General features: G+C 59.1%; 20 protein-coding genes and 3 tRNA genes. 9 read left to right on the forward strand and 14 right to left on the reverse strand.

Features of this window, described 5'->3' with window-relative positions:
* The first annotated feature begins 94 nt into the window (after positions 1-94).
* The 7 genes from ACSAMW_RS07615 to fabI all read left to right on the forward strand — a co-directional run bounded on the left by ACSAMW_RS07615 (position 95) and on the right by fabI (position 9749).
* Positions 95-1516, forward strand: a complete 1422-nt coding sequence (locus ACSAMW_RS07615; protein WP_500593397.1) for a transglycosylase SLT domain-containing protein — start codon at positions 95-97, stop codon at positions 1514-1516.
* 86 nt (positions 1517-1602) lie between these two features.
* Positions 1603-3432: an extracellular solute-binding protein gene (locus ACSAMW_RS07620; protein ID WP_500593398.1), complete on the forward strand. Its 1830-nt coding sequence runs from the start codon at positions 1603-1605 to the stop codon at positions 3430-3432.
* A complete protein-coding gene (locus tag ACSAMW_RS07625; protein ID WP_500593399.1) occupies positions 3429-5231 on the forward strand; it encodes an extracellular solute-binding protein in 1803 nt (600 codons plus the stop codon). The genes ACSAMW_RS07620 and ACSAMW_RS07625 overlap by 4 nt, the downstream gene beginning before the upstream one ends.
* Positions 5231-6304, forward strand: a complete 1074-nt coding sequence (locus tag ACSAMW_RS07630) for a microcin C ABC transporter permease YejB (protein ID WP_500593400.1) — start codon at positions 5231-5233, stop codon at positions 6302-6304. The genes ACSAMW_RS07625 and ACSAMW_RS07630 overlap by 1 nt, the downstream gene beginning before the upstream one ends.
* Positions 6304-7323 carry an ABC transporter permease gene (locus ACSAMW_RS07635; RefSeq protein ID WP_500593401.1) on the forward strand — a complete coding sequence of 340 codons (1020 nt, stop codon included), beginning with the start codon at positions 6304-6306 and terminating at the stop codon, positions 7321-7323. Before ACSAMW_RS07630 ends, ACSAMW_RS07635 begins: the two co-directional genes overlap by 1 nt.
* A 1-nt stretch (position 7324) precedes the next feature.
* Entirely contained in the window at positions 7325-8935 is a 1611-nt protein-coding gene (locus ACSAMW_RS07640) for an ABC transporter ATP-binding protein (protein ID WP_500593402.1), read from the forward strand.
* 19 nt (positions 8936-8954) lie between these two features.
* Positions 8955-9749 (forward strand): enoyl-ACP reductase FabI, encoded by a 795-nt coding sequence (gene fabI / locus ACSAMW_RS07645; protein WP_500593403.1) that lies wholly within the window; start codon positions 8955-8957, stop codon positions 9747-9749.
* Between the two features lie 135 nt (positions 9750-9884).
* On the opposite strand, the gene ACSAMW_RS07650 is transcribed toward fabI, so the two are convergent.
* The 6 genes from ACSAMW_RS07650 to tig all read right to left on the reverse strand — a co-directional run bounded on the left by ACSAMW_RS07650 (position 9885) and on the right by tig (position 18366).
* A complete protein-coding gene (locus ACSAMW_RS07650; protein WP_500593404.1) occupies positions 9885-11759 on the reverse strand; it encodes a SurA N-terminal domain-containing protein in 1875 nt (624 codons plus the stop codon).
* 153 nt (positions 11760-11912) lie between these two features.
* On the reverse strand, positions 11913-12251 hold the full coding sequence (locus tag ACSAMW_RS07655) for an HU family DNA-binding protein (protein ID WP_500593405.1): 339 nt from the start codon (positions 12249-12251) through the stop codon (positions 11913-11915).
* A 126-nt stretch (positions 12252-12377) separates the two neighbouring features.
* A complete protein-coding gene (lon, locus tag ACSAMW_RS07660) occupies positions 12378-14774 on the reverse strand; it encodes an endopeptidase La (protein ID WP_500593406.1) in 2397 nt (798 codons plus the stop codon).
* A gap of 162 nt (positions 14775-14936) precedes the next feature.
* Positions 14937-16220, reverse strand: coding sequence for an ATP-dependent Clp protease ATP-binding subunit ClpX (gene clpX / locus ACSAMW_RS07665; RefSeq protein ID WP_500593407.1), 1284 nt, complete (start codon positions 16218-16220; stop codon positions 14937-14939).
* Positions 16221-16316: 96 nt separating this feature from the next.
* The gene (gene clpP, locus ACSAMW_RS07670) at positions 16317-16964 is read right to left on the reverse strand and encodes an ATP-dependent Clp endopeptidase proteolytic subunit ClpP (RefSeq protein WP_168086100.1); all 648 of its coding nucleotides are present in this window, start codon (positions 16962-16964) and stop codon (positions 16317-16319) included.
* A gap of 88 nt (positions 16965-17052) precedes the next feature.
* Positions 17053-18366: a trigger factor gene (gene tig, locus ACSAMW_RS07675; protein WP_500593408.1), complete on the reverse strand. Its 1314-nt coding sequence runs from the start codon at positions 18364-18366 to the stop codon at positions 17053-17055.
* A gap of 168 nt (positions 18367-18534) precedes the next feature.
* Between tig and ACSAMW_RS07680 the strand changes: the two genes are divergently transcribed.
* Entirely contained in the window at positions 18535-19170 is a 636-nt protein-coding gene (locus ACSAMW_RS07680) for a biliverdin-producing heme oxygenase (RefSeq protein ID WP_500593409.1), read from the forward strand.
* Between the two features lie 172 nt (positions 19171-19342).
* On the opposite strand, the gene hepT is transcribed toward ACSAMW_RS07680, so the two are convergent.
* From hepT to ACSAMW_RS07705, 5 genes are all read right to left on the reverse strand, one after another.
* Entirely contained in the window at positions 19343-19771 is a 429-nt protein-coding gene (gene hepT / locus ACSAMW_RS07685) for a type VII toxin-antitoxin system HepT family RNase toxin (RefSeq protein ID WP_500593410.1), read from the reverse strand.
* Positions 19761-20156, reverse strand: coding sequence for a type VII toxin-antitoxin system MntA family adenylyltransferase antitoxin (gene mntA, locus ACSAMW_RS07690; protein ID WP_500593411.1), 396 nt, complete (start codon positions 20154-20156; stop codon positions 19761-19763). The genes hepT and mntA overlap by 11 nt, the downstream gene beginning before the upstream one ends.
* A 105-nt stretch (positions 20157-20261) precedes the next feature.
* Positions 20262-20346, reverse strand: a tRNA-Leu gene (locus ACSAMW_RS07695).
* A 53-nt stretch (positions 20347-20399) separates the two neighbouring features.
* Positions 20400-20475 (reverse strand) — tRNA-His (locus ACSAMW_RS07700).
* A gap of 33 nt (positions 20476-20508) precedes the next feature.
* Positions 20509-20585 (reverse strand) — tRNA-Arg (locus tag ACSAMW_RS07705).
* A gap of 290 nt (positions 20586-20875) precedes the next feature.
* Between ACSAMW_RS07705 and folD the strand changes: the two genes are divergently transcribed.
* A complete protein-coding gene (folD, locus tag ACSAMW_RS07710; RefSeq protein WP_500593412.1) occupies positions 20876-21730 on the forward strand; it encodes a bifunctional methylenetetrahydrofolate dehydrogenase/methenyltetrahydrofolate cyclohydrolase FolD in 855 nt (284 codons plus the stop codon).
* A 139-nt stretch (positions 21731-21869) separates the two neighbouring features.
* Here folD and ACSAMW_RS07715 read toward each other — a convergent pair whose 3' ends face one another.
* The 3 genes from ACSAMW_RS07715 to ACSAMW_RS07725 form a co-directional block, all read right to left on the reverse strand.
* Complete coding sequence (locus ACSAMW_RS07715; RefSeq protein ID WP_168086106.1) at positions 21870-23612, reverse strand: ABC transporter substrate-binding protein; 1743 nt, start codon at positions 23610-23612, stop codon at positions 21870-21872.
* 74 nt (positions 23613-23686) lie between these two features.
* Entirely contained in the window at positions 23687-23959 is a 273-nt protein-coding gene (locus ACSAMW_RS07720; RefSeq protein WP_500593413.1) for a DUF2160 domain-containing protein, read from the reverse strand.
* A gap of 11 nt (positions 23960-23970) precedes the next feature.
* On the reverse strand, positions 23971-24765 hold the full coding sequence (locus tag ACSAMW_RS07725; RefSeq protein WP_168086108.1) for a carbohydrate ABC transporter permease: 795 nt from the start codon (positions 24763-24765) through the stop codon (positions 23971-23973).
* Positions 24766-24773 lie beyond the last annotated feature (8 nt).

Below are 24773 nucleotides of genomic sequence, written 5' to 3' on the forward strand. Positions count from 1 at the left end.
CCCTCCACACCAGGGGATTGTTTTGAAAGGTTGACCATCCACCACCCCCTTTCTAGAATCCCCGCACATTTTTGCCCGGACATCCCTGCCGCCAATGTCGCTTCTCACGCCTGCCTCCTCGTCTTCCCGTGCCCTTACACGGCTTGCCCAAGCCATAGCGCTGACTGCATCCGCTGCACTGGCGGGGTGCCAGAGCGCGGCCACGGTAGACGAGGCCCCCACTGCAAAGCCTGCCTCTGCGTTGATGAAGCGGGCCAGGCCAAAGCCGGTGTTCCAGGCGGCACGCGACACGCACCAGGCACCCTTGGACCTATGGACCCGCATGCGGGACGGCTTCCAGTTGCAGGACGGCGTGGACGTCAACCCGCGCGTAGAACAGCAACGGCTTTGGTTCGTGAGCAACCCCCAGTTCCTGCTGGGCTCCGCCGACCGCGGCAGCCTCTATCTGCACTACATCGTAGAGCGCCTCGAAGAGCGCAACATGCCCTTGGAGCTTGCGCTGCTTCCGGTGATCGAAAGCGCCTACAACCCTTTGGCACTGTCCCGCGCCAATGCAGTGGGGCTATGGCAGTTCATTCCGTCCACAGGCCGCTACTTCAACCTGCGCCAGACCAACCTCTATGACGGTCGCCAGGACGTTACCGCGTCCACCACGGCCGCCCTGGATTACCTCACCAAGCTGCACGACATGTTCAACGGTGACTGGCTGCTGGCCCTGGCGGCCTACAACGCAGGCGAAGGCACCGTCAGCCGTGCCATCGAGCGCAATGAAAAGCTGGGCCTGCCCACCGATTACTGGAACCTGCCCTTGCCGCAGGAAACCCGCGACTACGTCCCCAAGTTGCTGGCGTTGTCCGAAGTGGTTTCCTCGCCCCAGGCTTATGGCGTGGACCTGGAACCCATTGCCAACCAGCCCTATTTCAAGGTGGTCGAGGTCAACACCCGGCTAGACCTGGCACGGGTTGCCGCGTTGGCGGACATCGACGAAGACGAGCTCTACCAGCTCAACCCTGCTTTCAAGAAACGCATGACCCTGGACCGCCCGCAACACCTTCTAGTGCCCACGGCCAAGGCCCAACTGCTGGCCGACAGCCTGTCTGCCATGAAACCCGAACAATTGATGTCCCTGAGGCCTCGCGACAAGGTCTTCGAGCAAGTCGCCAGTATTGCACCGGCACCGCGGCGTAATTATCGCGTGCGCTCCGGGGACAACCTCTCCTCCATCGCCAAGGCCAACAAGGTCAGCGTGAGCGAGCTCCAGCGCTGGAACAAGCTCAGTGGCAAACGCCTCAAGGCCGGGCAGATGCTGGTGATGCAAGGCGGCGCAAAGCCCAGCAAGGCGGTTCAAGCCGCGCAGGCCCGCCGCACTACCCAGTACACCGTGCGCAAAGGGGATTCCTACTCCTTGGTGGCCAAGCGGTTCAATGTGCCTGCACAGCACCTCAAGCGCTGGAACCCTCGGGTGGGCAAAGCCCTGCGCCCTGGGCAAACACTGACTGTCTACGTGGACCGGTAACAACGCAGCCTTGGTGAGGCCGCCGCCTGCGCGGACTTCCCCGTCCGTGGTAAGGTAGCGCCTGGCCACTTCGAAGCTGTGACCTGATGCGCGCTCTTCTTCTCCTGCTGCTGGGCTTGGCCCTCTCTGGCCCTGCCCTGGCCACGCGCATCGAAAGCCATGGCTACGCGCAATTTGGTACCCTCAAATACCCTGCCGGCTTTACCCACTTTGGCTGGGCCAACCCCAATGCGCCCAAGGGTGGCACGCTGCGGATCATGGCAGCGGGCACGTTCGATACCCTGAACCCCTACACCCTCAAAGGCACAAGCCCCACCGCCACCGCCAATTTCCTCCAATATGGCGTTAGCGAGCTAAGCGAGCCGCTGATGGTAGGCACAGGGCAGTATGATCCGTCGGGCGACGAGCCTACCGCCAGCTATGGCCTGATTGCACGCACGGTGGAATACGCCGATGACCGCAGTTGGGTTGTTTTCAATCTGCGCCCTGAGGCGCGCTTCAACGATGGCCGGCCGGTTACAGCGGCCGACGTTGTGTTTTCCTACCAGACGCTGCTCAAGCAAGGGCACCCCCAATACCGCACCAGCCTTCAGGAAGTACAGCGCGTGGACCTGCTCGGCCCGCACCGCGTGCGCTTTGTGTTCAAGCGGGCCGGCAACCCACTGCTCATCCTGCGCCTGGGGGAAATGCCCGTGCTCGCTCGCCATTACTGGCATGGACGGGACTTCCAGGCGACTACCTTCGACCCCCCTGTTACCAGCGGGCCCTACCGCATCACCCAGGTGGTTCCCGGTCGGCGGCTGGTGTTTGAGCGTAACAGGCAGTGGTGGGGCAAAGACCTGCCCGTGAACCAGGGCAAATACAATTTCGACCGTGTAGAGGTTGAGTTCTACCGCGACAGCAATGTGGCGTTCGAAGCGTTCAAGGCGGGCGAATTCGATATTTACATCGAGCACCAGGCCAAGAACTGGGCCAGTGGGTACAGTTTCCCAGCGGTGGCCGAAGGACGAGTGATCCGGCAGGACATCGCACACCGTATACCCACGCAAACCCAAGGGCTGTTCATCAACACGCGCCGGGCGCGCTTCAGTGATGTTCGGGTGCGCCAAGCCCTGGGGCTGCTGTTCGATTTCGAATGGACCAACCGCACGCTGTTCAGCGACGCCTACCAGCGGGCAGCGAGCTACTTCCCCAACAGCGATTTCACCGCCAAAGGCATACCCGCTGACCAAGAGGCGCTGCTGCTTTCCCCTTGGCGCGAGCAGTTGCCTCCCAGCCTGTTCACCGAGCCCTTCACGGTGCCGCATACCGATGGCAACGGCCTGCCACGGGACGCCCTGCGCACCGCCATGGGGTTATTGACCGATGCAGGTTGGGTATACCGTGATGGGCAATGGCGCAACCGCCTGGGCCAGCCGTTGCAAGTGGAATTGCTGCTGGTGAACCCCTCGCTGGAGCGCATTCTGGAGCCCTACGTGGAAAACCTGGCACGCATGGGCATCAACGCGCAGTTGCGCACGGTGGACCGGGCACAATACAAGCAACGCCTGGACCAGTTCGACTTTGACATGGTTCTCATGACCTTGCCGCAGACCCTCAGCCCAGGCCTGGAGCAATGGCAATACTTCCACTCCAGCCAAGTAGGCATCAAGGGGAGCAAGAACTACGCCGGCATTGCAAACCCTGTAGTGGACCGCTTGCTGGAGCAGTTGCTGGCTGCCCATAGTCGAGAAGACCAGGTGGCTGCGGCGCGGGCGCTGGATCGGGTACTGCTGTGGCAGCATTACATGATTCCCAACTGGTACCTGGCTTATCATCGCCTGGCGTACCGAAACCGTTTCGCCTTTCTGCCTACACCGCCTTATGCGCTGGCCTTGAACACCTGGTGGCTCAAGCCCGTGGAGATCGACCGATGACGCTTCACTCTGCCCTACCCCGGCTAGCCTGTACCCTGTTGCTGGTGGCAACCGGAATAGCACGCGCGGGCAACGAACATGCCATTACGCTATACGACGAGCCGCCTCGTTACCCGGCTACGTTTACGCACTTCGATTATGTGAACCCGGATGCCCCCAAAGGCGGCACCTTCCGGCAAGCTGCCATCGGCGGGTTCGATAGCCTTAACCCTTACATCACCAAGGGCATCCCGGCCGATGGCCTGGGCCAGTTGTACGACACCCTGGCAGTGCAAGGCCTGGATGAACCCATGACCGAATACGGCCTGGTAGCCTCCCGCATCGAGAAGGCCCCGGACCACACGTGGGTACGCTTCTACCTGCGCCCGGAAGCGCGCTTCCATGACGGTCACCCGCTGCGTGCCGAAGACGTGGCCTTCAGCTTTACCGCACTCACGACCCAAGGCGCGCCGTTCTACCGTACCTACTATGCCGACGTTGCCCAAGTGGTCGTAGAAAACCCGTTGCAGGTGCTGTTCAAGTTCAAAAGCAATGGCAACCGTGAGCTTCCACTCATCCTTGGCCAACTGCCCATATTGCCTAAACACTATTGGGAAGGCCGGGACTTCGAACGGGGCAACCTGGATATTCCGCTTGGGGGCGGCCCCTACCGTATTGCTTCTGTGCAGGCGGGCCGTTCCATACGGTATGAGCGCGTGAAAGACTACTGGGCCAAGGACCTGCCGGTGAACCGCGGGCAGTACAATTTCGACGCCTTGGTTTACGACTATTACCGCGACTCCACTGTTGCCCTGGAAGGCCTGAAGGCTGGCCAGTTCGATTATTGGCAGGAAATGATCGCCAAGAACTGGGCCACGGCCTATGACGTGCCCGCTGTGAAGGAAGGCCGCCTGGTGCGCGAAGAACTGCCCAATGGCAGCCCTACGGGCATGCAAGGGTTCGTGTTCAACCAGCGGCGCCCTCTGTTTACGGACATAAGGGTGCGCCGGGCCTTGGCGTTGATGCTGGATTTTGAATGGACCAACAAGCAGTTGTTCAATGGTGCCTACAAACGCAACACCAGCTTCTTCGAAAATTCTGAAATGGCCGCCAAGGGGCTACCAGACGCGGCAGAGCTCAAGTTGCTGGAACCCTTGCGTGGGCAAGTCCCCGCTGAAGTGTTTACCCAGCCGTGGGAGAACCCGGTAACCGATGGCAGTGGCATGATCCGCGAGCAGCAGCGCGAAGCCTACCGGCTGTTGCAGGAAGCCGGCTGGCGAATTCAGGACGACCGAATGCTAGACGCTCAGGGCCAGCCTGTGGTGATTGAATTCCTCGTTGCCCAGCCTGACTTCGAGCGCGTGCTGTTGCCCTACAAGCGCAACCTCAAGGACCTGGGTATCGACCTTGTATTGCGCCGGGTAGACATGTCCCAATATGTGAACCGCCTTCGTTCCAGGGATTTCGACATGATCGTTGCCAGCTTTCCTCAATCAGCGTCTCCAGGCAACGAACAACGCGGCTATTGGTCCAGCGCCGCCGCCGACAACCCCGGCAGCCGGAACTTCATGGGCTTGAAGGACCCGGCCGTGGATACCTTAGTGGACGGCTTGATCAACGCCGATTCACGGGCCAGCCTGGTCACCCACGCCAAGGCACTGGACCGGGTGCTGTCCTGGAATGCGATCCTGATCCCCAACTGGCACCTGGATACCTGGCGGGTCGCATACTGGAACCGCTTTGGCCACCCTGCCCGGCCACCGCGCTATGACATTGGCTTGAACACCTGGTGGGCCAAGCCGGCCCCGGAGGCGCACTGATGCTCGCCTACCTGATACGGCGCCTGCTGCTGATCGTACCCACGCTGTTTGGCATCCTGATCATCAATTTCGTGATCATTCAGGCGGCGCCGGGCGGGCCGGTCGAGCAAATGATCGCCAAGCTCGAAGGCTTCGAGGGGGCTACCAGCCGCATCGGCGGGGGTAGCGCCGAAGTGGCCATGGCCGGCTCCAACTACCGGGGGGCACAAGGCCTGGACCCTGCGCTGATCTCGGAAATCGAGCACCTGTATGGGTTTGACAAGCCTGCGCCCGAGCGGCTCTGGATCATGATCAAGAACTATGCCCGGCTGGACTTCGGCGACAGTTTCTTCCGAGACGCCAAAGTGACTGACCTGATTCTGGAAAAAATGCCGGTCTCTATTTCGCTGGGGCTGTGGAGCACCCTGATCATGTACCTGGTGTCCATCCCCTTGGGGATAGCCAAAGCTACCCGCCATGGGTCTGCCTTTGATGTATGGACCAGTTCAGCCATTGTCATCGGTTATGCCGTACCGGCGTTCCTGTTTGCCATCCTGCTTATCGTGCTGTTCGCTGGCGGCAGCTACCTGAACTGGTTCCCGTTGCGTGGGTTGACCTCCAATGACTTCGACCAGCTCAGCGTGGGTGGCAAAGTACTGGACTACTTCTGGCATTTGGTACTGCCGGTCACTGCGCTGGTCATCGGCAACTTTGCGACCATGACCCTGCTGACCAAAAACAGCTTCCTGGACGAGATCGGCAAACAATATGTGGTCACAGCTCGGGCAAAGGGCCTTACCCGTCGCAAGGTGCTGTATGGGCATGTGTTTCGCAACGCCATGCTGCTGGTAGTGGCCGGTTTTCCATCCGCCTTCATTGGCATTTTCTTCACAGGCTCGCTGTTGATCGAGGTCATCTTTTCCTTGGACGGGCTTGGCTTGATGAGCTTCGAGGCCGCGATCAACCGGGATTACCCTGTGGTGTTCGGCACACTGTTCATCTTCACACTGGTGGGCCTGCTGGTGAAACTGATCGGCGACCTGACCTATACCCTCGTAGACCCCCGCATCGACTTTGAAGGCAGGAAGCACTGATGGCCCTTTCCCCTCTCAACCGGCGAAGGCTGCAGCGGTTCAAGGCCCACAAACGAGGCTGGTGGTCGCTATGGCTGTTTGGCATCTTGTTTGTACTGAGCCTGGGTGCCGAACTGATCGCAAACGACAAGCCGCTGCTGATTCACCTCAACGACGCCTGGTATTTTCCAGCGTTTGAGCGCTATCCAGAAACCGCCTTTGGCGGCGAGTTTCCTTTGGAAGCCAACTACAAAAGCCCCTATGTGCGTGACCTGCTGGAACGCCAGGTTGCGAGGGTACTATGGGCACCTATCCCCTTTAGCTACCAGAGCATCAACTACGAGCTGAAAGTGCCTGCCCCCGCGCCGCCCTCCCGGCAAAACTGGCTAGGCACCGACGATCAAGGCCGCGACGTGCTGGCGCGGGTGATCTACGGTTTTCGCATTTCCGTGCTATTTGCCCTTACTCTCACGCTGCTCAGCTCGGTGGTGGGTGTTTTGGCGGGGGCGCTGCAGGGGTTCTACGGAGGGTGGGTAGACCTGGCAGGCCAGCGTTTCCTGGAGGTATGGTCCGGCCTGCCCGTACTGTACTTGTTGATCATTCTGGCCAGCTTCGTGCAGCCCAACTTCTGGTGGCTGCTGGGGATCATGCTGCTGTTTTCCTGGATGAGCCTGGTGGACGTGGTACGGGCCGAGTTCCTGCGCGGGCGCAACCTGGAGTATGTCCGCGCTGCGCGCGCCTTGGGCATGCGTGACGGGCCCATCATGTTTCACCACATACTGCCCAACGCCATGGTGTCTACTATGACGTTCCTGCCGTTCATTCTTACGGGGGCCATCGGCACGCTGACAGCGCTGGATTTCCTGGGTTTTGGCTTACCCGCCGGCTCGCCCTCGCTAGGTGAACTGGTGAGCCAGGCCAAAGGCAACCTTCAGGCGCCCTGGCTGGGCCTGAGTGCATTTACTGTGCTGGCGCTGATGCTCAGCCTGCTGGTGTTTATCGGGGAGGCCGCCCGCGATGCGTTCGACCCAAGGAAATGACATGAGCCACGAGACCTTGATCGAAGTTCGAAACCTTGCGGTTGAGTTTCAGGGCGACCATCAGGTGCAGCGTGCGGTGTCCAATGTCAGCTTCGACATTCGTCGCGGGGAAACCTTGGCCTTGGTGGGTGAAAGCGGCTCAGGGAAATCGGTCACCGCCCACTCGATCCTCCGGCTGCTGCCCTACCCCTTGGCTCGCCACCCTAGCGGGGAAATCCGCTACGGCGGACAGGACCTGCTACAGGCTAATGAGCGTACGCTTCAGAAGATCCGTGGCAATCGTATTGCGATGATTTTCCAGGAGCCCATGACGTCGTTGAACCCGTTGCAGCCTATTGAAAAGCAGATCGGCGAGGTGCTGGCCTTGCACAAAGGGCTGCAAGGCGCAGCTGCGCGTGAACGCATTCTTGAGTTGCTGGCCTTGGTGGGTATTGCGGAACCGGCTCGACGGCTCAAAGCCCTGCCCCATGAACTGTCGGGCGGCCAGCGTCAGCGCGTAATGATTGCCATGGCCCTGGCCAACGAGCCTGAACTGCTGATTGCAGACGAGCCTACAACCGCTCTGGATGTGACTGTACAGCTGCGCATTCTCGACTTGCTCAAGGACCTCCAGGCGCGCCTGGGCATGGCGATGCTGCTCATCAGCCATGATTTGAACCTGGTACGACGAATTGCCCACCGCGTATGTGTCATGCAGCGCGGTTGCATCGTCGAACAGGCTACGTGCGAGCAGTTGTTCAAGCAGCCAGCGCACCCCTACACCCGAGAGTTGCTGGCGGCAGAGCCAGCAGGCGCACCGGCCCACAACCCGCCCGCCGAGCCTTTGCTGGACGTGCAGCACCTAAAGGTCTGGTTCCCGATACGCAAAGGGGTGCTGCGCCGCACCACAGACCACATAAAGGCCGTGGATGGCATAGGCTTTACCCTGCAGCGGGGACAAACCCTTGGTGTTGTAGGTGAGAGTGGATCGGGCAAGTCTACCTTGGGGCTGGCCATCCTTCGGCTGATCCATAGCCAAGGCGTTATTCGGTTCCAAGGCAAGGAGCTGCAGGGGTTGGACCGGGCCCAGGTACGGCCCTTGCGGCGAGAGTTACAGGTGGTGTTTCAGGACCCTTTTGGCAGCCTCAGCCCGCGCATGAGCGTGGAGCAGATCGTCGCCGAAGGGCTGCGCATCCATGGCATCGGTACGCCAGAGGAGCAACAGGCGGCGGTTATTGCCGTATTGAAAGAGGTAGGCCTGGACCCGGACACCCGGCACCGCTACCCTCACGAGTTTTCCGGGGGCCAGCGGCAACGTGTGGCCATCGCCAGGGCCTTGGTGCTACAGCCGGCACTGATGGTGCTGGATGAACCCACCTCTGCGCTGGACCGAACGGTGCAACGCCAGGTGGTGGAATTATTGCGTTCGTTGCAGGCCAGGCATGGCCTGACATATGTGTTCATCAGCCATGACCTGGCAGTGGTCAAGGCGCTGAGCCACCAGTTGGTGGTCATGAAGCAGGGCCAGGTCGTAGAACAAGGGGAGGCCGCAGCCATTTTTGCCGCGCCGCAACACCCCTACACACAACAGCTACTGGAAGCAGCCTTTCTGGCCCCGGTCGCTGTCGATTAATTAGAAGAGGAACAAACACATGGGTTTTCTCGCCGGTAAGCGCGTACTGATCGTTGGTGTAGCCAGCAAATTGTCCATCGCTTCGGGTATCGCAGCAGCGATGCATCGCGAAGGTGCAGAGCTGGCCTTCACCTACCAGAACGATAAGCTGAAGGGGCGCGTAGAGGAATTCGCCGCTGGCTGGGGCTCCAGCCCAGCGCTATGCTTCCCTTGCGACGTGGCCAATGACGAAGAAATCGCCAAGGTGTTCGAAGCGCTGGCCAAACAATGGGATGGCCTGGATTGCATCGTTCACTCTGTAGGGTTCGCCCCAGGCGACCAACTGGACGGTGATTTCACCTCCGCGACCACGCGTGACGGGTTCCGTATCGCTCACGACATCAGTGCCTACAGCTTCGTTGCCTTGGCCAAAGCAGGTCGTGAGTTGATGCAAGGGCGCAATGGCAGCCTGCTGACCCTGTCGTACCTGGGCGCAGAGCGCACCATGCCCAACTACAACGTGATGGGCATGGCCAAGGCCAGCCTGGAAGCAGGCGTACGTTACCTGGCGCGCAGCCTTGGTGCCGACGGCATTCGGGTAAACGCCATTTCTGCCGGCCCCATCCGTACCCTGGCCGCTTCGGGTATCAAGAACTTCCGCAAGATGCTGGATGCCAACGAGGCCCAGACCCCCTTGCGCCGTAACGTGACCATCGACGAAGTCGGCAATGCCGGCGCGTTCCTGTGTTCGGACCTGGCGTCTGGTATCAGCGGCGAAATCATGTATGTGGACGGCGGTTTCAATACTACCGCCATGGGTGACCTGACCGAATAACCGGTTTTTTTGCCCACAAAAAGGCCGCTTGAAAAAGCGGCCTTTTTGCATTCTGTGCAGAGCGTGAAGCCCTTGCCCCCCTACCACAGGCTAAGCCTGGGTGTGAGGGGCAATGGCTAGCAAGCGGGTAACGTATCAGTACCGCTTCACCTCAGCCTTTTCTTCCAGCATTTTGCGGAACGCGGCGAAGTCCATCTGGCCCTGGCGCGAAGCCAATGCCTGACGATAGCTGGCCTTCTCGGCGTCCGTAGGTACTGCCCCTTCATTCACGCCGTTCAAGCGCAACACAACCAGGCTACCGTCGCGCAAGGCAATGGTGTCGTACGTCGGCTTACCTTTTTCGGTAGGTTTGGGCATCTTGAATACGGCATTCAACACCGCAGCATCGAAACCTTCCTGCGAGCGGCTGGCAGCTTCCACGGTTTTCCAGGTTTGGCCGTCCTGGGCCGCCGTTGGCGATACCTTGCCATCGCGCAGCCCTGCGACAAGGGCTTCACCCTTGGCCTTGGCTGCAGCAGCGGCGCGCTCACGGGCCAGTTCACGGCGAATCGGATCAGCCACCGCTTCCAGGGTTAGCTGAGTGGGTTTGCGGTGCTCTTTGGCATGGACTACCACGGTAGTGTCCGGGTCCAGCTCGATAGCGCTGCTGTTGGCGCCCTCTTCTAGCACTTCCTGGCTAAAGGCTGCCTGAATCACAGCACGGTTGGCCGTGATGCCCTGCGCGCCGCCATCCCGCCCGAAGGGCTCGGAGGTTTGCACCTTCAGGTTCAAGTCCTGGGCAGGCTGAACCAGGTCTGACGCTTCGAAGGCAGCGTCTTCCAGTTTCTTGGTAGCGTCCACATAATGCTGCTCGACCTGGGCGGTCTTCAGCTCGCGGGTGAGCTTGTCTTTCACACTGGCGAACGAAGGCACCTGTGGCGCCTCAACGCCCAACAGCTTGATCAGGTGATAGCCAAACTGGGTGCGCACTGGCTCGGAGACTTGATCCGGCTTGAGTGCATACAACGCCGCCTCAAAGGCTTCGTCATAGACGCCCTTGCCTGCGTACCCCAGGTCACCACCACTGGCAGCGGAACCCGGATCCTGAGACGTTTCCTTTGCCACTTTGGCGAAGTCTTCGCCCTTGGCCAGCCGGGCCTGGATTTCAGTAATCCGGGCCTTGGCCTGCTCGTCACTGACCTTGTCGTTCACTTCCACAAGAATGTGGGCGGCGCGGCGTTGCTCAGCCAGGTTGGCGATTTCTTTCTGGTACTGAGCCTGCAGGTCCTCGTCGCTGACCTTGACCTGATCGAAGAAGCCGGACTTCTTCAGCTCGATATAGTCGATCACGACCTGGTCCGGGCTCATGAACTCCTTGGCGTGGGCATCGTAGTACGCCTTCACGTCTTCGTCGCTGACTTTGATGGCCGAAGCATCGGCCTTTAACGTAAGGCTGGCAAAATCACGGGTCTGCTTGTTCAGCCGGGCATAAGCCGTCACTTCGTCGTCGGTTACGAAGCTGGTGCCCCCCAGGCCTGCACGCAATTGGCCGATCAGCATTTCTTCGGCAAGTACCTGCCTGAACTGCAGGCGAGACAGGCCCAGTTGGCCGATGAACTGATCAAAGCGCTCGGCGCTGAACTGGCCGTTTTGCTGGAACTGCGGGGTACGGAGAATTTCCTGGTCAACCGCTGCATCAGAGAAGGCAAAGCCCGCATTGTGAGCGCCTTGAACCAGCAGCTTGCGGTCGATAAGCCCTTTGAGGGCCGCTTCACGCAACATTTTGTCGTCCAGCAGTGAGGGGTCGAATTCACGCCCCAACTGTTGCATCAGCTGGCGCCGCTGGCGTTCCACGGCCTGGCCAAGCTCGGCCTGGCTGATGGTATCGCCGTTTACCTTGGCAGCGTCCTGGCTATGGCTGGTGGCGCGGAAGATCGCGTCAAAGCCCGTGAGTGCCATCAGCACCACGATAACGCCAATGATTGTCTTGGCAATCCACCCTTGTGAATTGTCCCTGATGTTTTGAAGCATGCTTCCCCCAGCAACGGCCATCTACATCCATGACCGCCCAGAACCGATATGAAAAAGGCGCATCCGAGGATGCGCCTTCTCGTCACTTGCCCATCTGCGCCTACGTGACTGGCCGACCCAGGCCGATTTGGCCAGGTCGCACCCGCCTGTTATTCAGTTGGCCGCTTTTTTTGTACTTTTGGCTGGTTTGCTAGCCGCGGCCTTGGAGCCCTTCTCCAACTTATTAACCGCTTCTTTCAGATTCTTGCCGGGCTTGAAACCAGGGATCTTGGCGGCGCTGATTTTGATGGCTTCGCCCGACTGCGGGTTGCGGCCTGTACGCTCGGCACGCTCCTTGACCTGGAATGTACCGAAACCGACCAGGACCACGGAGTCACCAGACTTCAGTGCACCAGTAACGGATTCGATCACGGCGTCCAGCGCGCGACCAGCAACGGCTTTCGGGATATCAGCAGATGTTGCGATGGCATCGATCAGTTCCGACTTGTTCACTCTAAGTCCCCTTATCTCTATCTTGAGTTATTTCTAAGTTTTTTAGGCGGTAACAGGTGCCGGACAAATGGTTCCGACAAAACAAGCCGCCTGTTACAGCGGCTTGGGAATTCTGCGAGTGAGCTGTCAGTGCGTGCTGACCCTTTCCTTGGCATCACCTTCGCGCTTGTCATCCTTGGCCACAATGTCCGAAGCGACGTCGGGCAAGGGCTCCGGCGCGTATTGCAGCGCAATTTGGAGGACCTCGTCAATCCATTTGACAGGCTTGATCTGCAGATCCTGCTTGATGTTGTCCGGGATTTCCTTGAGGTCGCGCACGTTTTCCTCTGGAATCACCACCGTCTTGATGCCACCCCGGTGTGCTGCCAGCAGTTTTTCCTTCAGCCCTCCAATAGCCAGCACTTGGCCACGCAGGGTGATTTCACCGGTCATGGCCACATCAGCGCGCACAGGGATCTGGGTCAAGGCCGACACCACGGCCGTACACATGCCTATACCCGCACTTGGGCCATCCTTGGGCGTGGCCCCTTCGGGCATGTGAATGTGGGTATCGCGCTTCTCGTGGAAGTCCAGAGCAATGCCCAGGCTTTTCGCACGGCTGCGAACCACGGTCATGGCCGCCGTGATGGATTCGCCCATCACATCGCCCAACGAACCGGTCTTGATCAAGTTGCCTTTACCCGGCACTACCGCAGCCTCGATGGTCAGCAGCTCACCGCCTACCTGCGTCCACGCCAGACCGGTGACCTGGCCGACCTGGTCCTGCTGCTCTGCCAGGCCATAACGGAACTTGCGTACGCCCAGCAAATGCTCCAGCGACTCGGGTGAAACGGTCACAGACAGGTGCTTGGCCTGGGCATGCTCCTTGACCACCTTGCGGCAGATCTTGGCAATTTGACGCTCCAGGCTGCGGACCCCGGCTTCCCGGGTGTAGTAACGAATGATGTCGCGGATCGCAGCTGTTTCGATATTCAACTCGGCCGTTTTCAGGCCATTGGTCGCCACCTGTTTGGGCGTGAGATAGCGCTGGGCAATGTTGATCTTTTCGTCTTCCGTGTACCCCGGCAGCCGAATGACTTCCATCCGGTCCAGCAGGGCCGGCGGAATGTTCATGGAGTTGGAGGTACACAGGAACATCACGTCCGACAGGTCGTAATCGACCTCTAGGTAGTGATCGTTGAAATTGTGGTTCTGCTCCGGGTCCAGCACTTCCAGCAAGGCAGACGCCGGGTCGCCACGCATGTCGCTCCCCATCTTGTCGATTTCATCGAGCAGGAACAATGGGTTGCGCACGCCTACCTTGGTCATTTTCTGGATCAGCCGGCCCGGCATGGAGCCGATGTAGGTGCGACGATGACCACGGATCTCCGCTTCATCACGCACACCGCCCAAGGCCATACGCACGAACTTACGGTTAGTGGCATTGGCAATGGACTCAGCCAAGGAGGTTTTACCCACACCAGGCGGGCCGACCAAGCAGAGCACCGGGCCGCGTATTTTCTTCACCCGCTTCTGAACCGCGAGATACTCGAGGATGCGTTCTTTGACTTCTTCAAGGCCATAATGGTCGGCATCGAGAATCTGCTCGGCACGCGCCAGGTCCAGGCGTACCTTGCTTTGGGCCTTCCAAGGTACCTGCGCAAGCCAGTCGATATAGGAGCGCACAACGGTAGCCTCAGCCGACATGGGCGACATCTGCTTGAGCTTGTTTAACTCGGCATTGGCCTTGGCCAGCGCATCTTTAGGCAGGCCGGCCGCTTCAATGCGCTTTTTCAGCTCCTCGACTTCGTTGTGGCCTTCATCCCCGTCACCCAGTTCTTTCTGGATGGCCTTCATCTGTTCGTTGAGGTAATACTCGCGCTGGCTGCGCTCCATCTGCTTTTTAACGCGACCGCGGATGCGTTTCTCAACCTGCAGCAGGTCGATTTCTGCATCAAGCAGCGCCAGCACACGCTCTACCCGCGTAGACAGCTCGATGATTTCGAGAATGTCCTGCTTTTGCTCTATCTTCAGCGCCATATGCGCTGCCATGGTATCTACCAGGCGGCCTGGCTCATCAATGCTATTGAGTGAAGACAGCACTTCCGCAGGCACTTTCTTGCCCAGCTGCACATACTGCTCGAACTGAGACAACAGGCTGCGTACGAACACTTCGGATTCGCGGTCTGGGGCAGGCTTTTCTTCAATAAGGCTGACCTTGGCGCGTATGTGCCCGTCCACCTCGATGAACGTGTCTACAGAACCCCGTTGCTCGCCTTCAACCAGCACCTTTACCGTGCCATCCGGCAGCTTCAGCAACTGAAGCACAGTGGCCACCGTACCTACCCGGTAGAGCGCGTCTTCACCTGGATCATCGTCGCCCGGGTTGCGCTGGGCCAGCAGCAGGATCTGTTTTTCCCCTGCCATAGCCGCTTCTAGGGCTTCAATGGATTTTTCGCGACCCACGAACAGTGGGATAACCATATGCGGGTAAACCACCACATCACGTAGTGGCAATAGAGGCAATTCGATGGTCGTCTTCATGGTTTCGCCTCTTCAGCAGCGCAGCGCCGCTCACAGATAAAAATAAACATGAGGCTAATCTGGGGGTAGCCTCGGAAAAAAACAAGCGTGGCGCTTGAACAAAAAAAGGGCCCGAAGGCCCTTTCTGCTATCGCTCAGCCCAAAAAGCCGGCAATGCGTACATCACGCATCAGGTGCTGCCTTTGCAGGCGGCTCGCTGTTCTCGTAAATCAACAGCGGCTTGGACGTACCTTCAATGACGCTTTCGTCGATGACCACCTTGCTGACATCCTTCTGGGAAGGAATTTCATACATGGTGTCGAGCAACACGCCTTCAAGGATCGAACGCAACCCACGAGCGCCGGTTTTGCGCTCCAGAGCCTTGCGAGCGACGGATTTCAGTGCGTCGTTGCGGAACTCAAGGTCCACACCCTCCATTTCGAACAGCTTGCCGTATTGCTTGGACAAGGCGTTCTTCGGCTCGGTGAGGATCTGTACCAGCGCCGCTTCGTCCAGTTCGTCGAGGGTTGCCAATACTGGCAAGCGGCCTACGAACTCAGGAATCAGGCCAAACTTGACCAGATCGTCTGGCTCGACTTCACGCAGCGACTCACCCACCTTTTTGCCTTCTTCGCGGCTACGTACTTCCGCGTTGAAGCCAATGCCACCCTTGGCGGAACGGTTCTGGATGACTTTCTCCAGCCCCGAGAAAGCACCGCCGCAGATGAACAGGATGTTGCGGGTGTCCACCTGCAGGAATTCCTGCTGGGGGTGCTTGCGGCCACCCTGGGGAGGCACGGACGCCACGGTACCCTCGATCAGCTTGAGCAGCGCCTGCTGCACACCCTCACCCGACACGTCGCGCGTGATGGAAGGGTTGTCCGACTTGCGCGAAATCTTGTCGATCTCGTCGATGTAGACAATACCCATCTGGGCTTTTTCTACGTCGTAGTCGCACTTCTGCAACAGCTTTTGAATGATGTTTTCAACGTCCTCGCCCACATAGCCAGCTTCGGTCAACGTGGTGGCGTCTGCGATGGTGAAGGGCACATTGAGCAGGCGGGCCAAGGTTTCGGCCAGCAGCGTTTTACCCGAGCCAGTCGGCCCAATGAGCAAAATGTTGCTTTTGCCCAGCTCTACGTCATCGCCTTTCTTGTCGCGCTGGTTTAGCCGCTTGTAGTGGTTGTACACGGCGACCGCAAGGACCTTCTTGGCACGCTGCTGACCAATCACATATTGGTCCAGAATGCCGCTGATTTCCTTGGGCGAAGGCAACTTGTGAGAGCTGCTTTCTGCCTGGGCTTCCTGCACCTCCTCGCGGATGATGTCATTGCACAGGTCAACGCATTCGTCACAGATGAAGACCGAGGGGCCGGCAATCAACTTGCGTACTTCATGCTGGCTTTTGCCGCAGAAGGAGCAATAAAGCAGTTTGCCGTTGTCCTCGCCGTTGCGGGTGTCAGTCATTCGATCTATCCAATCCTGTAGGCTTGAAACACAAGATGAAGGCAATTGCGGGCTTTTTCAAGCCCGCGAATGGCGGGAAAGCCCGCCAAGCTGGATTCACGCCTGTGAAGCGGGCATCTGCCGCTTATCGAGCACTGAGTCCACGAGGCCGTATTCGGCCGCACGTGCCGCGCTCATGAAGTTGTCACGGTTGGTGTCTTGCTCGATGGTTTCGATGTTCTGGCCGGTGTGGTAAGCCAGCAATTCGTTCAGCCGAGCACGAATGGAGAGAATTTCCCGGGCATGGATGTCGATGTCCGAAGCCTGGCCCTGGAAACCGCCCAGTGGCTGGTGAATCATCATGCGCGAGTTCGGCAGGCAGTAACGCTTGCCTTTCGCCCCACCGGCCAACAGGAACGCACCCATGCTGCAGGCTTGGCCAATGCAGATAGTGGACACGTCTGGCTTGATGAACTGCATGGTGTCGTAGATCGACATGCCTGCAGTCACCGAGCCACCGGGCGAGTTGATGTAGAGATGGATGTCCTTATCGGGGTTTTCTGCCTCCAGGAACAGCAGCTGGGCGGCTACGAGGTTGGCCATGTAGTCTTCGACCGGGCCGATCAGGAAGATTACCCGCTCCTTGAGGAGGCGAGAGTAGATGTCGTAGGCGCGTTCGCCACGGGCAGACTGCTCGATAACCATCGGGACCAGGCCACCGGCGGCCTGGATGTCAGCGTTCTGAATATAAGAATTGCGGGACATGCCTGCACTCACTCCCAATTAGTGATGACTTAGATACGCATAAGCCAGCGCGAAGGCTGGCTTATGGTTGTTCCGAAGCTGGGCCGTCTTACTCGGCTTCAGGCGCCGCCTGGGCCGGTTTTACTGCTTCTTCGTAGGAGACCGCTTTGTCAGTCACACTAGCTTTCTGCAAGACAGTATCCACAACTTGTTCTTCGAGCACAACTGAACGGACTTCGTTCATTTGCTCGTCGTTCTTGTAGTACCAGCTCACCACCTGCTCTGGCTCCTGGTAGGCCGAGGCCATTTCCTGGATCAGCTCGCGCACGCGGGCGTCGTCTGGCTTGAGTTCGAACTGCTTGACCACTTCAGCCACGATCAGGCCCAGCACTACACGGCGGCGAGCCTGCTCTTCGAACAGCTCAGCTGGCAGTTGGTCTGGCTTGATGTTGCCACCGAACTGCTGCACGGCCTGAACCCGCAGGCGGTCCACTTCATTGGACAGCAGGGCCTTCGGCGCTTCGATCGGGTTGGTGGCCAGCAAGCCATCCATGACCTGGTTCTTGACCTTGGACTTGATAGCCTGGCGCAGCTCACGCTCCATGTTCTTGCGAACTTCGGTACGGAAGCCGTCGATGCCGCCTTCCTTGATACCGAACTGGGCGAAGAACTCGTCGGTCAGCTCTGGCAGCGTAGGCGCGGCAACGCTGTTGACGGTGACGGTGAACTCAGCGGCCTTGCCGGCCAGGTCCAGGTTCTGGTAGTCCTCGGGGAAGGTCACGTTCAATACGCGCTCTTCACCAGCCTTGGCGCCTACCAGGCCATCTTCGAAGCCTGGAATCATGCGACCGGAACCCAGCACCAGCTGAGTGCCAGTGGCCGAGCCACCGGAGAAGGCTTCACCGTCGATCTTGCCTACGAAATCGATGGTCACCTGGTCATCGGTTTGCGCTTCGCGCTCGACCGCTTCATAACGCACATTCTGCTTGCGCAGGATATCCAGCATGTTGTCGACGTCGGCGTCATTCACATCGGCACTCTGGCGCTCGACGCTGATGCCTTCGAAACCGGCCACGGTGAATTCGGGGAACACTTCGAACGTCGCGACGTACTCCAGGCCCTTGCCCTTCTCGAAGGCTTTAGGCTCTACGGAGGGGTTGCCGGCCGGGTTCAGCTTCTGCTCGACCACAGCTTCGTAGAAGGTCGCCTGGATCAGGTCGCTCAGGGCTTCCTGACGCGCTGCGCCTTCGTAACGCTGGCGGATGACGCTCATCGGTACCTTGCCAGGGCGGAAACCCGGTACCTTGGCATTACGGGCAGTCTGTTGCAGACGCTTGTTGACTTCGGTTTCGATGCGCTCGGGAGGAACGGCGATGGTCATGCGACGCTCGAGCGCCGAAGTGTTTTCAACAGAAACTTGCATGGATATTCCTCGTTGCACAGACGATAGCCGGCGATTCCGACCCCAGATCAAGGGCAAGCATTCTAGTGATTCGATTGACAGAAGTCACCCCGTGCGAAGCGCCTGAAATTCAAGGGGCGCTGGCCACTTTCTATACCTGTGTCGCAGAGGGGCTAGGCAGGGAGGTCGATGGCGGTAGGCCAGCGCGTACGGGACTGGTATTCTCCAGCGATTCTTTTTCCAGCGGAGCGCGCCATCATCGCCTCGGACACCTCCCCCGCTCTGGCCGCCCTGCGCGATGCCACCCGAGAATTGCATGCCACACTCGATGCAGCCTCACCCTTGACCTCGCCCGATTTCTCCAAGGCGGATTACCTGGCCTACGCCGCACGGGTAGCGGGCTGGATGCGGCCCGTGGAACAGCAGCTGTATGGCACCGGCCTACGGTGGCCGGCTGACCTGGCAACCGCTGCACGTGGGCAGAAAAGCGCCTGGCTGGTGGAAGACTTGGGCGAAACGCCCTCGCAACCGGATTGCCCTTATGTGCCCCAGCCTTCCAGCCTGGCGGCCGCCTATGGCCTGGCCTACGTGTGCGAGGGCGCTACGCTAGGCGGCGCTTACCTCTACAAGCGGTTGTCCGCACAACTGGCGCCTTTGCCATTAGCGTGGCTACGTGGGTACGGGCCAGATACCGGAACGATGTGGAAAGGTTTTCTCGCTCATTTGTCGCAGGATGTGACTACGCCCGAAGACATCGAAGCCGCTGCCGAGGCGGCCCGCAATGGGTTTATGACGTTCGAGCGGTGGATGCGGGAGGGGCAGTAGCGCGCCCTGACAGGCAAACAACCTGCTGGTGCTTGGGGCTTCTAGCACCGCCTAATAAAGATCCGGTTCGCCCGCTGCGCCCGCGCTGCGCCCGCGCTGCGCCCGCACTGCGCAGGCTCCCACATGAACGCAGAGCGCCTGAGATTTACAAAACTTGTTTTGGGCCAAGCCTTTACAAGGGGCGCTTATCCCTATCCTGCCGCAGAATGCCCGAACTGAACGCAATGAAGTCGCTCAAGTGCTTCGTGATAATGGACACCACGATAGGCAACTGCAGCGATTGGTATTCGTGCACCGCTATATTCCTGAACCCCACCATGTTTTTCATGGAGGGCAACAATGACGCCTCCAACCAGCCACCACGCGCCAATAGCTCAAACACATCACGGCTGCTCTGAGGCACGCCTAGCCGTTCCCGGCGAATCAGGTGCTGCCCCATATCCAAGGCTGCCTCACAGGCGCGTTGCAGGTTGAGGACAACCGAGTCCTGGCGAGTAACATCCAGCGCAAAGGTCTCTGGCCCCTTTTCGTATTCTTCGCGGACCCTGGCGACACAGCGTTCGATAGTGGCCGCTTTGTTGAGCAGGACATCATCGACCATACACCACTCCGCTCTGGTAGATATCGTTGAGAAGGCCAGCCCGCGCGGTATCGAGCTCGGTTTTCCGGCCGAGGATAAAGGTTTCGTAAATACCCGGCTCAACCCCCTCAGACCACAGGCGCCGCCCGGTTGTGATGATCTGATATTGCATGACCGTGCTGGCGCTGCGCAGGTCCACAAGGTCTACAGGGCGATGCACAAGGTCTGAAAGCTCGCCCGCCAGCATCCAGCGCAGCGATGGGTCTACATAACCTGCCACCAGGACGGCAATGTCCACGTCACTGGTTTCGGTAGCGCACCCTTTAGCTTGGCTGCCGAAGAGGTAGATCGCCATCAGCCCCGGAAGGCGCGCCTGCAGATGCGCTTGAACGCTCGCAAGGTCCATTGGTTGCTTCCTCCCTAGGCCTGAACACTTCATGGAACAAGGCTAAACCCAGGCACGTGCAATGGAAACAAAAAAGCCGCCCCAGAGGACGGCTTTTTCATTACATGGTGCGGACGAAGAGACTCGAACTCTTACAGCTTGCGCCGCTGGAACCTAAATCCAGTGTGTCTACCAATTTCACCACGTCCGCAAAACGCTTAAAGCAAAGGCGCCACACTTGCGTAAGGCGCCTTCCTACAAATATGGGGTGGACGATGGGAATCGAACCCACGACAACTGGAATCACAATCCAGCGCTCTACCAACTGAGCTACGCCCACCATATTGCATCACTTGTACCGAAGCTGCCTGAATGGCGCACCCGGCAGGACTCGAACCTGCGACCATCCGCTTAGAAGGCGGATGCTCTATCCAGCTGAGCTACGGGCGCTCGGTATTTCGACTTCAGGCTGAAGCGAAAAAGCCGTTACCGCGTCAATGCCTTCCAACCAATTGATGAACAAGAGGTTTTCTGCGACCACTTGCGCTAGCGTTAGGCCCTGCCCGACAAGTGCGACGAATCTTATAGACCCCCCTTTAGGTCGTCAACTGTTTTTTGGAAAAAAATGCATTGAATTAAAGGGGTTAGCGGATTCCCAGGCGGCGATGCCTTTGACCTGACTGCCTGGCGTGCGAGAATAGCAGTACTTCTTCTTCCCCTTCGAGGGTTTACCACGCGTCATGACAGCACAACTTATCGACGGCAAGGGCATTGCCGCCAGCCTGCGCCAGCGGATCGCTCAGCACGTGGCAACACGTCGGGAACAAGGGCTGCGCGTTCCCGGCCTGGCGGTCATTCTGGTGGGTACCGATCCTGCGTCTCAGGTCTACGTTTCCCATAAGCGCAAAGACTGCGAAGAAGTGGGGTTCCTGTCCCAGGCGTATGACTTGCCCAGCACCACTGGCCAGGCCGAACTGGAAGCGCTGATCGACCGCTTGAATGCCGACCCGGCCATCGACGGTATCCTGCTGCAATTGCCCTTGCCGGAAGGCCTGGACGCCTCCGGGCTGCTGGAGCGTATTCGCCCCGACAAGGACGTGGATGGTTTCCATCCCTACAACGTAGGCCGCTTGGCACAACGCATCCCCTTGCTGCGCCCTTGCACGCCCAAGGGCATCATGGCGCTGCTGGAAAGCACAGGCCAGGACCTGTACGGCATGAATGCCGTGGTGGTAGGTGCGTCCAATATCGTGGGCCGCCCCATGGCCATGGAGCTGCTGCTGGGCGGCTGCACCGTGACCGTCACCCACCGCTTTACCCGTGACCTGGCCGACCATGTAAGCCGCGCTGACCTTGTTGTGGTGGCGGCTGGGAAGCCAGGGCTGGTGAAGGGTGAGTGGATCAAGCCAGGCGCCATCGTGATCGATGTGGGCATTAACCGTCAGGACGATGGCAAACTGGTAGGCGATGTGGTGTATGAGACTGCCCTGCCCCGCGCGGGCTGGATCACCCCTGTGCCGGGTGGCGTAGGCCCCATGACCCGGGCCTGCCTGCTGGAAAACACGCTGTACGCGGCTGAGGCATTGCACAACTGACAGCAGGTAGCCTGCAAACATGCTTCAACGCGTTCGCGGGCTACCCCCGCTCCTACACAACCCAGGCCAGGCGCCTGTTATGTTGGAGCGGGTATGTTGGAGCGGGGGTAGCCCGCGAACGGCTTATACGCCTTGCCCACTACTTCTTGGCCGCCTCCCACGACTTCAGCAGCTCGTTGTAGCCCACTGTCTGGCCTTGGGGCTTTTCATTGGCCAGTTTCGGTTTGGGGGCACCTGGTTGATCGAACCAGTACTGCGCGGTTTTTTCCTCGTTCAGCTTAGGCCCGCAGCTTGAGCTGGATTGAGCCCGTTCGAGGCGCTTGAGCATGGCGTCCTGGTCCGCCGCCAGCCCGTCCAGTGCCTGCTGGGCTGTCTTCTCGCCGCTGACGGCATCCGACACATGTTTCCACCACAGCTGTGCCAGCTTCGGGTAGTCCGGCACGTTGGTACCGGTTGGCGTCCACTGTACCCGTGCCGGGCTGCGATAGAACTCCACCAGCCCGCCCAGTTTGGGTGCAAGGTCGGTCATGGCTTGGGAGTTGATGTCCGACTCGCGAATCGGCGTAAGCCCAACGATGGTCTTTTTCAACGAAACGGTCTTGGCCGTTACGAACTGCGCATACAGCCAGGCCGCCAGGCGTTGCTTCTCGGGGGTGGACTTGAAGAACGTCCAGGAACCGGTGTCCTGGTAGCCTAGCTTCATGCCCTCTTCCCAGTAAGGCCCTTTAGGTGAAGGGGCCATCCGCCATTTCGGCGTGCCGTCGCTGTTGACCACCGGCAGGCCGGGCTTGGTCATGTCTGCCGTGAACGCGGTGTACCAGAAAATCTGCTGGGCCACTTCGCCTTGGGCGGGTACTGGCCCGGCTTCGGAGAACGTCATGCCTGCAGCTTGGGGTGGTGCATAAGCTTTAAGCCAGTCGATGTATTTCTGGGTAGCAAACACCGCTGCCGGGCCGTTGGTATCACCACCGCGCGTGACACTGGAGCCTACTGGGCGGCAGTCCTCTACGCGAATGCCCCACTCATCCACCGGCAGCCCATTGGGCAGCCCTTTGTCGCCGCCACCGGCCATGGAGAACCAGGCATCGGTGAAGCGCCAGCCCAGGGACGGGTCTTTCTTGCCGTAATCCATATGCCCGTAGACCCGCTTGCCGTCGATTTCCTTCACGTCTTCGCTGAAAAACTTGGCGATGTCTTCATACGCGGACCAGTTCACTGGCACACCCAGCTCATAGCCGTACTTGGCCTTGAACTTCGCTTTCAGGTCTGGCCGCTCGAACCAGTCGGCGCGGAACCAGTACAGGTTCGCGAACTGCTGGTCGGGTAGCTGGTAGATTTTCTTGTCCGGGGCCGTGGTGAAGGAAATGCCGATGAAGTCGTTAAGGTCCAGGGTGGGCGAGGTAAAGTTCTTACCCTCATTAGCCATCAGGTCGGTCAAGGACTCTACCTTGCCATAACGGAAATGAGTGCCGATCAGGTCCGAGTCGTTCACCCAGCCATCGTAAATGTTCTGGTCTGACTGCATTTGCGTCTGCAGTTTCTCGATCACATCCCCTTCCTGGATCAGGTCGTGGGTCAGCTTGATGCCGGTGATCTCGGTGAAGGCCTTGGCCAGCACCTTGGATTCGTATTCATGGGTGGTAAGCGTTTCGGACACCACCTTGATGTCCATGCCCCGGAACGGTTTGGCCGCCTCAATAAACCATTTCAACTCCGCCATTTGCTGCTCGGGTGTCAGCGTGGAGGGTGTGAATTCACTACCGATCCACTTTTTGGCGGCATCTTCGTACTGGTCCGCGAGGGCAAGCGAGCCGTAGGCACTGAACACTAGCAAGGCCGCCAGCGTGATGCCCTGTCGCCTGTTGTTTTTATTCTCGAACATGGGGAACCTCCAAGAGGGATGTAAGCGCCGGCCGGGGTCGGCGCCGTTCTAGCAAGGGCGTGTGTACAAATGCCTCAGCCCCAACGCATCACTACTGCCAACCACACCAGGGACAGCGCCGAAGCGACCCAGATGCTCCAATCAGTAGCCCCTACGATCACCAGGTGAAGATAGGCACTACCTAGAAGGCCAATAAACAGGCGGTCACCGCGCGTGGTGGCGATCGGCAGAAAACCTCGCCGCTCAGTGCCAGGCCAGCGCAGTTCAATGGTCGTCATTGCCGCCAGTAGCACCCCTACGGCAATGAAGAACAGCGCGGTAGGCAGGGTCCAGGCCATCCAGCTCATGTGTGGCTCCTTTAAACACGGCCCAAGGCAAAGCCTTTGGCCACATGGTTGCGAACGAACCAGATCACCAGCACACCTGGCAGGATGGTCAGCACCCCTGCCGCCGCCAGCACACCCCAGTCGATACCTGCGGCCGAGACCGTGCGCGTCATGACGGCGGCGATAGGTTTGGCGTTCACACTGGTAAGCGTGCGCGCCAGCAGCAGCTCCACCCACGAGAACATGAAGCAGAAGAACGCCGTCACACCAATGCCTGAACCGATCAATGGGATAAAGATGCGCAGGAAAAACTTCCAGAACCCGTAACCGTCGATGTACGCCGTTTCGTCGATTTCCTTGGGCACGCCCGACATGAAGCCCTCAAGAATCCACACCGCCAACGGTACGTTGAACAAGCAGTGGGCCAGGGCTACTGCATAGGGTGTGTCAAATAGGCCGATGGAGGAATACAGCTGGAAAAACGGCAACAGGAATACAGCCGGAGGTGCCATTCGGTTAGTAAGCAGCCAGAAGAACAAATGCTTGTCGCCCAGAAAGCGGTACCGGGAGAACGCATAGGCGGCAGGCAACGCCACCAACAGCGAAATCAGTGTGTTCAGGCTCACGTAAGACAGCGAATTCAGGTAGCCCTCGTACCAACTGGGGTCTGTGAAGATCACCTGGTAGTTTTGCAGAGTGAAATCCTTTGGCCACAGCGTCAGGCCTCCAAGGATTTCGGTGTTGGTCTTGAACGACATGTTCACCAGCCAGTAGATCGGCACCAACAGGAAGGTAAGGAACGCCAGCAATCCGATTCGTTTGCGCATGTGGCTGC

Source organism: Pseudomonas sp. AB39(2026), from assembly GCF_059831485.1.